Source organism: Micromonospora sp., assembly GCF_048594385.1.
Taxonomy (GTDB): domain Bacteria; phylum Actinomycetota; class Actinomycetes; order Mycobacteriales; family Micromonosporaceae; genus Micromonospora; species Micromonospora wenchangensis.
Genome location: NZ_JBMDWU010000482.1, coordinates 1 through 11,256 on the forward strand (window position 1 = coordinate 1; position 11,256 = coordinate 11,256).

At 71.4% G+C, this 11,256-nt stretch carries 13 protein-coding genes; 7 read left to right on the forward strand and 6 right to left on the reverse strand.

What is annotated here, in order from left to right:
• Positions 1–108: 108 nt before the first annotated feature.
• The 4 genes from ACOJTC_RS26155 to ACOJTC_RS26170 form a co-directional block, all read right to left on the reverse strand.
• On the reverse strand, positions 109–1,734 hold the full coding sequence (locus tag ACOJTC_RS26155) for a cytochrome b (protein WP_088644674.1): 1,626 nt from the start codon (positions 1,732–1,734) through the stop codon (positions 109–111).
• A complete protein-coding gene (locus tag ACOJTC_RS26160; protein WP_204927834.1) occupies positions 1,731–2,816 on the reverse strand; it encodes a ubiquinol-cytochrome c reductase iron-sulfur subunit in 1,086 nt (361 codons plus the stop codon). Before ACOJTC_RS26160 ends, ACOJTC_RS26155 begins: the two co-directional genes overlap by 4 nt.
• A 67-nt stretch (positions 2,817–2,883) precedes the next feature.
• Positions 2,884–3,717: a cytochrome c gene (locus ACOJTC_RS26165; RefSeq protein WP_088644672.1), complete on the reverse strand. Its 834-nt coding sequence runs from the start codon at positions 3,715–3,717 to the stop codon at positions 2,884–2,886.
• Between the two features lie 72 nt (positions 3,718–3,789).
• Positions 3,790–4,389: a cytochrome c oxidase subunit 3 gene (locus ACOJTC_RS26170; RefSeq protein ID WP_088644671.1), complete on the reverse strand. Its 600-nt coding sequence runs from the start codon at positions 4,387–4,389 to the stop codon at positions 3,790–3,792.
• Positions 4,390–4,497: 108 nt separating this feature from the next.
• On the opposite strand from ACOJTC_RS26170, the gene ACOJTC_RS26175 reads away from it, so the two are divergent.
• From ACOJTC_RS26175 to ACOJTC_RS26195, 5 genes are all read left to right on the forward strand, one after another.
• Entirely contained in the window at positions 4,498–5,532 is a 1,035-nt protein-coding gene (locus tag ACOJTC_RS26175) for a cytochrome c oxidase assembly protein (RefSeq protein ID WP_420118883.1), read from the forward strand.
• A gap of 176 nt (positions 5,533–5,708) precedes the next feature.
• Positions 5,709–6,104 (forward strand): hypothetical protein, encoded by a 396-nt coding sequence (locus ACOJTC_RS26180; RefSeq protein ID WP_363651528.1) that lies wholly within the window; start codon positions 5,709–5,711, stop codon positions 6,102–6,104.
• Between the two features lie 87 nt (positions 6,105–6,191).
• Positions 6,192–7,238 carry an anthranilate phosphoribosyltransferase gene (trpD, locus tag ACOJTC_RS26185; protein ID WP_420118884.1) on the forward strand — a complete coding sequence of 349 codons (1,047 nt, stop codon included), beginning with the start codon at positions 6,192–6,194 and terminating at the stop codon, positions 7,236–7,238.
• Positions 7,239–7,438: 200 nt separating this feature from the next.
• The gene (locus ACOJTC_RS26190) at positions 7,439–7,645 is read left to right on the forward strand and encodes a hypothetical protein (RefSeq protein WP_420118885.1); all 207 of its coding nucleotides are present in this window, start codon (positions 7,439–7,441) and stop codon (positions 7,643–7,645) included.
• A 96-nt stretch (positions 7,646–7,741) separates the two neighbouring features.
• Positions 7,742–8,152 (forward strand): VOC family protein, encoded by a 411-nt coding sequence (locus ACOJTC_RS26195; protein WP_420118886.1) that lies wholly within the window; start codon positions 7,742–7,744, stop codon positions 8,150–8,152.
• A 144-nt stretch (positions 8,153–8,296) separates the two neighbouring features.
• On the opposite strand, the gene ACOJTC_RS26200 is transcribed toward ACOJTC_RS26195, so the two are convergent.
• Positions 8,297–8,725, reverse strand: a complete 429-nt coding sequence (locus ACOJTC_RS26200; RefSeq protein WP_420118887.1) for a cytochrome c oxidase subunit 4 — start codon at positions 8,723–8,725, stop codon at positions 8,297–8,299.
• Positions 8,726–8,735: 10 nt separating this feature from the next.
• Positions 8,736–9,707: a cytochrome c oxidase subunit II gene (gene coxB / locus ACOJTC_RS26205; RefSeq protein ID WP_088644664.1), complete on the reverse strand. Its 972-nt coding sequence runs from the start codon at positions 9,705–9,707 to the stop codon at positions 8,736–8,738.
• Between the two features lie 171 nt (positions 9,708–9,878).
• Here coxB and ACOJTC_RS26210 point away from each other — a divergent pair, with 171 nt between their 5' ends.
• On the forward strand, positions 9,879–11,030 hold the full coding sequence (locus ACOJTC_RS26210) for a cysteine desulfurase family protein (RefSeq protein ID WP_420118888.1): 1,152 nt from the start codon (positions 9,879–9,881) through the stop codon (positions 11,028–11,030).
• A gap of 101 nt (positions 11,031–11,131) precedes the next feature.
• A partial coding sequence (locus ACOJTC_RS26215; protein ID WP_420118889.1) for a sulfurtransferase TusA family protein occupies positions 11,132–11,256 on the forward strand: 125 nt, incomplete at its 3' end.

Below are 11,256 nucleotides of genomic sequence, written 5' to 3' on the forward strand. Positions count from 1 at the left end.
GGGGCGGTACCCCCCCCCCCCCCCCCGCCGGGGGGGGGCGGCCCCCGGACGGTCGGACGCGCCCGCGGGTGTACTCGGGGGGGCGCTTCGTGCAGTGGTACGGGCAGGTCAGCGGCGGGAATCCCCGCTGCCGATCTCCTCCCGCTCGGGGCGGGGTTCCACCGGCGGGTGCCCCGGCGAGACAGGTGCCTCGACCGGCTTCTCGATCGGGTAGAAGAAGCCCCGGATCGCCGGGCCGAGCGCCCCGAGCCGGTTCATCTTCTTCGGCACCACCCAGCCGACGTAGTCCAGTTCGCCGTGCCCGTGGCCGTCACCGGCGCTGAGCGGCTGGTGGACCTCCTCGAACCGGCCGTCGGGCAGCCGCCGGATGATGCCGGTCTCCACGCCGTGGGCCAGCACCTCCCGGTCGTGCTGCTGCAGACCGAGGCAGATCCGGTACGTGACGTAGTACGCCAGCGGCGGGATGAACAGCAGCCCGATCCGGCCCGCCCAGGTCATCGCGTTCAGGCTGATGTGGAACTTGTCGGCGATCACGTCGTTGGCGCCGGAGAGGGTCAGCACGATGTAGAAGGCGACGGCCATCGCGCCCACCGCGGTCCGGGCCGGGACGTCCCGGGGGCGCTGCAGCAGGTTGTGGTGCCGGTAGTCCTTGAGCTGCCGGGCCTCCACGAACGGGTAGAGCGTGGAGAGCCCGACCAGGATGCCCGGCAGCACGACCGTCGGCCAGAACAGCGGCGGGATGACGTACCCGTTGCCGATCGGGATGTTGATCTCCCAGGCGGGCATCAGGCGGGTCGAGCCGTCGAGGAACATGACGTACCAGTCGGGCTGGCTGGCCGCCGAGACCACCCACGCCTCGTACGGGCCGAAGTACCAGATCGGGTTGATCTGGAACAGGCCACCCATCAGCGCGATCACGCCGAAGACGACCATGAAGAAGCCGCCCTGCTTGAGCGCGTAGCGCGGGAACATCCGCTCGCCGACCACGTTCTCGTTGGTCCGGCCGGGGCCGGGCCACTGGGTGTGCTTCTGCTTGAACACCAGGCCCAGGTGGGCGCTGATCAGCGCGACAAGCAGGCCCGGGATCAGCAGTACGTGGGCGATGAAGAACCGGCTGATGATGATCTCGCCGGGGAACTCGCCGCCGAAGACCGACGAGGTGACCCAGGAGCCGATCACCGGGATCGACAGCATGATGCCGGAGGCGATCCGCAGACCGGTGCCGGACAGGCCGTCGTCCGGCAGCGAGTAGCCGGTGAAGCCGGCCAGGAAGCCGACCCAGAACAGCAGCGAGCCGATGATCCAGTTGGTCTCCCGCGGCTTGCGGAACGCGCCGGTGAAGAAGACCCGCATCATGTGCACCACGATCGCGGCCATGAACAGCAGCGCGGACCAGTGGTGCATCTGCCGCATGATCAGGCCACCCCGGACATCGAACGAGATGTCCAGGCTGGAGGCGTACGCGGCCGACATCGGGGTGCCCCGCAGCGGGGCGTAGCTGCCGTTGTAGACCACCTCGGTCATCGCCGGCTCGTAGAAGAAGGTCAGGAAGACCCCGGTGAGCAGCAGCACGACGAACGAGAAGAGCGCGATCTCGCCGAGCAGGAACGACCAGTGGTCCGGGAAGACCTTGTTGAGCAGCTTGCGCAGCGGGGTGGCTACCTGGAAGCGGTCGTCCACTCCCCCGGCGGCCTTGCCCGGCACCGCTGCTACGTCAAACTTTCGGCGCTTCATGGCCGCTCCCAGAAGTCGGGGCCGACGGTTTCGGTGTAGTCGGACTTCGCCACGAAGAAGCCGTCCTCGTCCACCTCGATCGGCAGCTGGGGCAGCCGCCGGCTCGCCGGGCCGAAGACCGGCCGGGCGTTGTCGGTGATCAGGAACTGGCTCTGGTGACACGGGCAGAGCAGCCGGTTGGTCTGCTGCTCGTACAGGCTCGCCGGGCAGCCGGCGTGGGTGCAGATCTTGGAGTACGCCGCGTAGTTGCCCCACATGTAGTCACCGTGGCCGACCCGCGAGTTGGCCTGCCGGGACTTCTCCGCGTCGGTCTCCCGCAGGTGGATCAGCAGGGTCGGCGAGTCGGCGTGCTTGTTGCTCACCCCGTGCTCGATGCCCGGGAACACGGTGAGCTGGCCACCGGCGCTGACGTCGGCCGGGCGGATCGGCCGGCCGTCCTCGCGAACCAGCCGGATCTTCTTCCCGTCCTGCGGGGCGAAGCCGGTGGTGAACATCTGGTTGTTCTTGTGCGGGTTGGAGATCAGCCCGCCGACCAGCGGGGCCGCGGCGACCGCGCCGACCGGCAGCAGACCGGCGACCAGCGAGACGCCGAGCAGCGGACGACGCCGTACCCCCATCTCGTCGGCGAGGTAGAGCATGGTCTCGCCGGTGATCTTCCGGTCCTCCGCCGAACCGGGACCGTCGTGCCGGTCCTGGATCGAGACCTCCTTGGGCAGCAGCTTCTTGCCCCAGGTGAGGATGCCGAAGCCGATGCCGAGCAGGGCGATGCCCAGGGTGAGGCCGAGCAGCGGGGTGTACCACTTGTCGCCGCCGCGACCCGGCTCGTACTCCCAGGGCCACCAGATGTAGACGACCAGGAACGCGGTGGCGGCCAGGCCGGTGAGCAGGAACATCGCCGCGACCGTACGGGTCAGCCGGCGCTCGGCCTTGCTGCCCGGGACGACCTGCTCCTCGTAGTGGACGATCTCGATGTCGTCCCGGCGGGCGCCCTCGGTGACGATGTCGAACCGGGAGAGCCGGGGGTCGTGGACGTCGAGCGGCTCCCGGTCCTGCGGGGCGTGCTGCTCGGTCTTGGTGCTCATGCCGTCACCTCGCTACGGGCGGTGCCGGCGCACGGCACCACGGCAATGGTGTTGACGATCCGCCCGGTCACGACTTGCCCGCAATCCACAGGCTCGCGAAGACCAGTGCGACGATGCCCACCAGGAAGATCGCCAGGCCCTCGGTGGACGGGCCGTACCGACCGAGGTTGAAGCCGCCCTGGTCCTGGTCGGCCTTCAGGGTCTCCTGGATGTAGGCGATGATGTCCGCCTTCTGCTCCGGGGTGATCTGGTTGTCGCCGAACACCGGCATGTTCTGCGGGCCGCTGAGCATCGCGGCGTAGATCTGCGCGTCGCTGGCCGGGTTCAGGCTCGGGGCGTACTTGCCGGAGGAGAGCGCGCCGCCACCACCGCCGAAGGCGTGGCACTGCGAGCAGTTGATCCGGAACAGCTCGCCACCGGTGGCCAGGTTGGCGCCCTCGCGGAGGTTGCCCTGCGGGACCTGCGGGCCCCCGCCGAGCTCCTGGATGTACTGGCCGAGCTGGCGCACCTGCTCGTCGGTGAAGACCGGCGGCTTGCGCATGGCCTGCGCCTCCTGCCGGGCCATCGGCATCCGACCGCTGCCGACCTGGAACTCGACCGACGCGGAGCCCACCCCGATCAGGCTCGGGCCACGACCCTCGACACCCTGGGCGTTGCGTCCGTGGCAGGTCACGCAGCTCACGTCGAACAGCGCCCTGCCCTCGGCCGCAGCGCCGGTGAGCGGCGGGTTTTCCTGCGCCTGCACGCCGGGGGCGAAGACGGTGTAGGCGCCGCCGGCCAGCGTCAACGCGGCGATCAGCCGGAACGCCGCGCCCAGCCGGCGGCGGCCCCTGCTGCGCGCCGCGGGCCGCCCGCGCAGGCGCGCGAGCAGACCGCGTCGGCGGTCGTTGTCAGAAGTCATGACCTGTGTCCTTAACCGGTTGGACCTTGTCTCAGGGGACGGAGCAGCGGCGCGGAACCTGACACGCCAAGATCACTGAAGCCAGTAGATCATGCCGTACAGCCCGATCCACACGACGTCGACGAAGTGCCAGTAGTACGACACGACGATCGCCGACGTGGCCTGGGCCGGGGTGAACCGACCCATGGTGGTGCGGATCATGAAGATGATGAAGGCGATGAGACCGCCGGTCACGTGCAGGCCGTGGAAGCCGGTGGTCAGGTAGAACATCGACCCGTAACCGTCTTCGTTGATCTTCACGCCCTCGTGCACCAGGGTCAGGTACTCGTTCGCCTGGCCGAGCACGAAGATCAGGCCCATCACGAAGGTGATCGTGAACCAGCGCCGCAGGGCGTGGACGTCACCCTTCTCGGCCGCGAACACACCGAGCTGGCAGGTCACCGAGGACAGCACCAGGATCACCGTGAAGGTGGTCGCATAGGGGATGTTGAGGACCTCGGTGTGCTTCTCCCACTGCTCCGGCGCCGCCGCGCGGATCGAGAAGTACATCGCGAACAGCGCCGCGAAGAACATGAGTTCGCTGGAGAGCCACACGATCGTCCCGACGCTGACCATGTTGGGCCGCGTCAGAGAGTGGATCCGGCTCTTGTCAATGGCTGGGGCCGCAGTCACGCGGTCATTATTGCCCTTGACCGGGGCGGGCGATCAGCGGGGGGCCAAACCCGGGGCGGGGATGGCCCGATCGTGGCGGTCCGGTTCGCCTGGCCTAGCCTGAAAAGCGTGCTGCACGTCGATTCGATCTTCACCGCCACCTCGGGGGCCCCGCCCACCGGCCTGGCGGCCGGCGGCGTCGAGGTACCGCCGCCGTTCGACATCACCCGCGTCTTCACCGAGACCCGGCTGGACAGCTGGCTCGCCCTGGGCCTGGTCCTCGCCGCCGGCCTCTACCTCTACGGGGTCCACCGGCTGCGGCTGCGCGGGGACCGCTGGCCGGTGATCCGTACGGTCTGCTTCCTCGGGCCCGGCCTGGGCGGTATCGCCGCGGTCACGGTCAGCGGCCTGCACGCCTACGACACCGCCCTGCTCTCGGTGCACATGGTGCAGCACATGGTGCTGTCGATGATCTCCCCGATCTTCCTGGCCCTGGGCGCGCCGGTCACCCTGGCGCTGCGCACCCTGCCGGTCGGCCCGCGCAAGCGGCTGCTGGCGGTGGTGCACAGCCGGATCGCCCGGATCTACGGCTTCCCGCTGGTGGCGTTCGCCATCTTCGTGGTCAACCCGTTCGCGCTCTACTTCACCGACCTGTACCGCTACACCCTCGAACACGCCTGGGCGCACGAGCTGGTGCACGCGCACTTCATCATGACCGGCTGCGTGTTCTTCTGGCCGCTGCTCGGGCTCGACCCGCTGCCCGGCCGCTGGCCGTACCCGGCGCGGGCGCTGCTGATGCTGCTGTCGGTGCCGTTCCACACCGTGCTCGGGCTCACCATCATGCAGAGCACCACGCTGTTCGGCGGCGACTGGTACCCCTCGCTCAACCTGGCCTGGTCCGACCCGTGGAACGACCAGGTGGTCGCCGGCGGCATCCTGTGGGCCGGTGGCGAGTTCGTCAGCGTGACGATGATCGCGGTACTGGTGGTCCAGTGGATCAAGCAGTCCGAGCGGGAGGCCCGCCGGGTGGACCGCGAGCTGGACCGGCAGGAGGCCCGCGACCGCGCCGCCGAGGCCGCCGCCGTCCCCGCCTCCGACGCCGCGACCACCGCCCCCGCAGGTCCGCCCGCCACCCCCGCCGCGGCCCCCGGAACCCCGTCCTGAGCTGCCGCGACACCCGCCCTGACGGGGGCCGGCGGGCGGGATGTCGGGTACGCCACACCGCCCGGTACGATCAACGGGCAGCAACGAGGAGTACAGCCCATGAGTGAGCGCAGCGAGCGAGTCAGGCTCAGTGCGACGGTGCCTCATCACGGCACGGAGCGAAGCGGAGTGCCGGCATGAGCGAGCGTCTTTGCACCGTCCTGCTCTACAGCGACGACCAGCAGGTCCGGGACCGGATGCGACTGGCCGTCGGCACCCGTCCCGCGCCGGGCATCCAGATCGAGTTCGTCGAGGCGTCGGACTATTTCGGCTGCGTCCGGCTGGTCGACGACTACGAGATCGACCTGATGCTGCTCGACGGCGAGGCCAGCCCCGGCGGTGGCCTCGGCATCGCCCGCCAGATCAAGGACGACCGGGACGACGCCCCACCCACCTGCGTGGTCATCGCCCGGGCCGCCGACCGATGGCTCGCCTCGTACGCACAGGTCGACGGCGTGCTGATGCACCCGCTCGACCCGGTGACCACCGGCACCACGGTCGCCGAGCTGCTGCGTACGCACGCCGCCGCCTGAGTCAGACGCACTCGGCGGCGCCCAGGCGCCCGGGGTGACGGGCGCACCCGTCCACCCGCACCCCCACGCCCGCTCGGGAGGCCCACCATGGGCGAACGGACCTGGCCGCACCTGCTCAACGCGCTGCTGCGCGGCGACGAGCTGTCCACCGCCGACACCGCCTGGGCGATGAACGAGATCATGGCGGGTGCCGCCGGCCCGGCGCAGATCGCCGGCTTCGCGGTCGCGCTGCGCGCCAAGGGCGAGACCCCGGCCGAGCTGGCCGGCCTGGTCGAGGCGATGCTCGGCAACGCGGTGCCGGTGACCCTGCCGGAGGAGCTGCGGCGCACCGCGGTCGACGTGGTGGGCACCGGGGGTGACCTCGCCCACACGGTCAACATCTCCACGATGACCGCCCTGGTGGTGGCCGGTGCCGGTGTCCGGGTGGTCAAGCACGGCAACCGGGCCGCCTCGTCGCTGTGCGGCACCGCCGACCTGCTGGAGTTCTTCGGCGTACCGCTGGATCTCGGCCCGGAGCAGGTGGCCCGGTGCGTGGCCGAGGCGGGGATCGGCTTCTGCTTCGCGCCCCGGTTCCACCCGGGGATGCGCCACGCCGGCCCGGTCCGCCGGGAGATCGGCGTGCCGACCGCGTTCAACTTCCTCGGCCCGCTGACCAACCCGGCCCGGCCGCACGCCGGCGCGGTCGGCTGCTTCGACGCCCGGATGGCCTCCGTGATGGCCGAGGTCTTCGCCCGTCGGGGCGACTCGGTGATCGTGATGCGCGGCGAGGACGGCCTGGACGAGTTCACCACCGCCGCGCCGACCCGGGTCTGGGTGGCCCAGCAGGGCACCGTACGGGAGGCGCTGCTGGACGCGGCCGACCTCGGGGTACCCCGGTCCACCCTGGCCGACCTGCGGGGCGGCGACGCGGCCCACAACGCCGCCGTGGCCCACCGGCTGCTGGCCGGCGAGACCGGTCCGGTCCGCGACGCCGTCCTGGTCAACGCGGCCGTCGCACTGGCCACCCAGACCCCGCTGGACGGTGACCTCACCGAGGCGGTGCGCGCCGGCATGGCCCGGGCCGCCGAGTCCGTCGACTCGGGGGCGGCGGCGGCCGTCCTGGACCGCTGGGTCGACGTAGCCCGCTCCCTCTGACCCGCCGTTCCGCCCGCCCCGCTCTGACCCGCTCCCCCGGGCCGGGCGGTGTGCCGGGCATGGACTGGCGGGGCTGGTGGACTGACGGGGCTGGCGGGGAGGTGTCGGAGGGGCGTGGGAAACTACACGGGAGTAGTTCTTCCGTTTCCGACGATGGCGGCGATGTCCATCGGCGGGTTCCGGAGCGAGAGGAGACGCCCGTGTCGGACCGCGAGCTCTACTGCGACACCTGCGAGGGCGTTCAGCCGTTCGAGGCGCCACCGTGCGCCGACGGCCACGGTGCCGACTGCCCCGAGCTGCTCTGCACCGGCTGCGGCGCGGCAGTGCTGATCGCCACCTTCGCCTTCCAGCCCACCCGCCTGGCCGACCGTCGCCGCCGCCCGTCACCCGGCCGCCACGCGGCCTGACCCCTGCGGGACGCCGCCCGGAGGTCCCGTCGCGGGGTCCGCCCGGAGGCCCCGTCGCGCAATCCGGTCTGCTGAGCGGCATGACAGGATCACCTGATGCTCCGACTCACGGATTTCATCATCGACTGCCCGGACACGATGCGGCTGGCGGCCTTCTACGCCGAGGTGACGGGTCGCCCGGTCAAGGAGGGCAGCGACGAGGAGTGGGCCGGCATCCGGTTCGGCGACATCGAGCTGGCCTTCATCAGGGTGGCGGATTACCGCGCCCCACGGTGGCCCGACGGCGAGCACCCCAAGCAGTTCCACCTCGACTTCGAGGTCGACGACATCGAGGCCGAACAGCGCCGCGTCCTAGCCCTCGGCGCGACCCTGGCGCAGGACTTCGTCGGCCCCGAAGGCTACGGATGGCGGGTCTACACCGACCCCGTCGGCCACCCCTTCTGCCTCTGCCGCAACCGGGGTGTCACCTGGACCGACCAGGGGCCCGTCTGGCCCGAGCCAGCCTGATCCACAGCCTGGTTGATCCACACTATTGAGCCGAAACAGCGGTATCAGGTCGCGGCGATACCGCTACTTCGGCCCGCTGGAGTCGATCACCCGACGACGACGGGCCCGCCTCCCGGGTGGGGAGACGGGCCCGTCGTCGTCGGATCAGTGCTCGGCGGTACGCCGGGTGCCGGAGTAGTACTCGAAGAGCAGGCCGCAGGCGGCGAAGATGACCATCACCAGGCCCAGGCCGAGCAGCCAGAACTGCCAGAACACCAGGCCGAGACCGGCGACCGCGGCGGCCAGCGCCAGCCCGAACGGCCAGTAGCTGCCGGGGCTGAAGAAGCCGATCTCGCCCGCGCCGTCGGCGATCTCACCGTCCGGCCGGTCCTCCGGACGCAGGTCGATGCGGCGGGAGACGAACCAGAAGAAGCCGCCGCACATCGCGCAGAGCAGGAAGGACAGCAGCAGGGCCACCGTGCCGACCCACTCGACCTGGCCGCCGGAGTCGCCGTACGTCCACGCGCCGTAGAGGGCCGTCGCGCCGAGCAGGAACACGGCGATGATCAGGAAGATACGCCACTCGGTCTTCATGCCGGATACCTCAGTTTCCCGCGCTCGCGGACGCGTCGTCCGGGTTGAAGTTGTCCTTCGTACGACGGGTGTCGAAGGGCTGCGTGGTCTTCGCGTACGGGTCCTGACCGATGGCGGTCAGCGCCTCCTGCGTCGACTTGCCGTCCCGCTTGGCCGCGAGGAACTGGTCGTACGCCTCCGGGGAGACCACCCGCAGCTCGAAGTTCATGAAGGCGTGGTAGCTGCCGCACAGCTCGGCGCAGCGACCCACGTACGCGCCCTCGGACTCCAGCTTGGAGACCTCGAACACGTTACGGATCTTGCCGGGCATCACGTCGCGCTTGAACAGCAGCTCCGGAACCCAGAAGGAGTGGATGACGTCGCGGCTGGTCTCCTCGAACCGGATGGACCGGTTGGTCGGCAGCACCAGCACCGGGATGACCTCGCTGGTGCCCAGCACCGACGCCACGGTGTTGGCCTCGGTGCCCTGGCCGTCGCGGTAGTTGAACTGCCAGTTCCACTTGAAGGCGACGACCTCGACGGTGACGTCGGGGTTCTTCGTCGTGCGCACCACGTCGGTCTGGACCACGGCCGTGTAGTAGAAGAGCACGGAGACGATCAGGATCGGCGCGATGGTGTAGAGGAACTCCATCGGCAGGTTGTAGCGGGTCTGCACCGGCAGCTCGTTGCCGCGCTTGCGGTAACGCACGACGCACCAGAAGATCAGGCCCCAGACGAAGACACCGACCGCCAGGGCGGCGATGCAGGAGGCGATCCACAGGTCGTACATCCGGTGCGACTCGGGGGTGATGCCGCCCTGCGGCCAGCCGAAGCCGTCGACCGAGCGGCCGACGTCACACCCGGTGAGCAGAACCAGCAGCGCAGCTCCGCCGAGACCGAGCCCGGCGAGCCGGCCAGCACCACGCCGCCGACGCACACCGGCTCCGGGGGAAGCACCGTGCCGTACGGCCGACGGCCGTACCTCCGAACTCCTTGCGACCACCTGGTCCTGCCTCCCTAGCGCGCCGCGGTGGGGTATTCCATCAGCACCGACGGCAAAGGCGTCACCGACGGTCGCAGATTACTCGACCATGGCGGGCTCGACGGTCTTGGGGTCAGTGTCCGCCCCCATCGGGGGGTGCCGTCCGCCTTCGACGCGATAGCGTCTGCGGTCGTGAGTGCCCACCCGGTCTACCTGGACGCGGCCACCGCCGCGCCGCTGCACCCGGTGGCCCGGCAGGCGCTGCTGGCCGCCCTCGACGACGGCTGGGCCGACCCCGCCCGCCTCTACAGCCGGGCCCGCCGGGCCGGGCAGCTCCTCGACGCCGCCCGCGAGGCCACCGCCGCCACCCTCGGCGTCCGCCCCGACGAGGTCTCCTTCACCCCCAGCGGTACGCACGCCGCGCACTCCGCCGTACTCGGTGGCCTGGTCGGACGACAGCGGGCCGGGGCGACGCTGGTGCACTCGGCGATCGAGCACTCCGCGGTGCTGCACGCCGCGCAGCGGCACGTCGCGGCCGGCGGGGCCGCCACCTCCGTACCGGTGGACCGGCTCGGACGCCTCGACCTGGATGCCTGGTCGGCGGCGGTGCGCTCCCCCGGGGTGGCGCTGGCGACGCTGATCGGGGCCAGTCACGAGGTGGGCACCGTGCAGCCGGTCGCCGGGGCGGCCGACGCCTGCGCCGCCGTCGGGGTGCCGCTGTACGTCGACGCGGCCCAGCTCGTCGGCCGGGTGCCGGTGCCCGCCGGCTGGTCGGTGCTGACCGCCAGCGCGCACAAGTGGGGCGGTCCGCCGGGGGTCGGGCTGCTGGTGGTCCGCAAGGGCACCCGCTGGGAGTCGCCGTGGCCGGCCGACGAGCGGGAGTTCGGGCGTACCCCCGGGGTGGTGAACCTGCCGGCGGTGGTGGCGGCGGCGGCGAGCCTGCGCGCGGCGGCGGCCGACGCGGCGGCCGAGGCGGCCCGGCTGACGCCCCTGGTGGACCTGATCCGGTCCCGGGTCGCCGCCGAGGTGCCGGACGTGGAGGTGGTCGGCGACCCGGTCGACCGGCTCCCCCACCTGGTGACGTTCTCCTGCCTGTACGTCGACGGCGAGGTGCTGCTGCACGCGCTGGACCGGCGCGGCTTCGCCGTCTCCTCCGGCTCCTCCTGCACCTCCTCCACACTGCGCCCGTCGCACGTGGTGGAGGCGATGGGGGTGCTGTCGCACGGCAACGTCCGGGTGTCGCTGCACCGGGAGACCACCGAGGCGGACGTGCAGCGGTTCCTCGCCGAGCTGCCCGGGATCGTCGCGGAGCTGCGCGCCGACGCCGGCGTGGTCGGCCTGTGACCACCCCGCCCGGCCCGGACGGCCGCCGAACCGGCGCGGACGGCCTCCCGACCGGGCCGGGCGGCGGCGAGGCGGGACCGGGCGGCGACGGGACCGGGCCGGTGGAGGTGCTGGACGGTCGGGGGCAGCGCTGCCCGCTGCCGGTGATCGCGCTGGCCCGCCGGCGGCCCGAGCTGCCCGTCGGCACGGGCCTGCGGGTCCTCGCCGACGACCCGGCCGCCGCCGG

What these genes read in the sequence shown, in the direction of transcription:
- ACOJTC_RS26155 (WP_088644674.1), bottom strand. Translation starts at nt 1,734, where the DNA reads ATGAAGCGCCGAAAGTTTGACGTAGCAGCGGTGCCGGGCAAGGCCGCC.
- ACOJTC_RS26160 (WP_204927834.1), bottom strand. Translation starts at nt 2,816, where the DNA reads ATGAGCACCAAGACCGAGCAGCACGCCCCGCAGGACCGGGAGCCGCTC.
- ACOJTC_RS26165 (WP_088644672.1), bottom strand. Translation starts at nt 3,717, where the DNA reads ATGACTTCTGACAACGACCGCCGACGCGGTCTGCTCGCGCGCCTGCGC.
- ACOJTC_RS26180 (WP_363651528.1), top strand. Translation starts at nt 5,709, where the DNA reads ATGAGCGAGCGTCTTTGCACCGTCCTGCTCTACAGCGACGACCAGCAG.
- trpD (WP_420118884.1), top strand. Translation starts at nt 6,192, where the DNA reads ATGGGCGAACGGACCTGGCCGCACCTGCTCAACGCGCTGCTGCGCGGC.
- ACOJTC_RS26195 (WP_420118886.1), top strand. Translation starts at nt 7,742, where the DNA reads ATGCTCCGACTCACGGATTTCATCATCGACTGCCCGGACACGATGCGG.
- ACOJTC_RS26200 (WP_420118887.1), bottom strand. Translation starts at nt 8,725, where the DNA reads ATGAAGACCGAGTGGCGTATCTTCCTGATCATCGCCGTGTTCCTGCTC.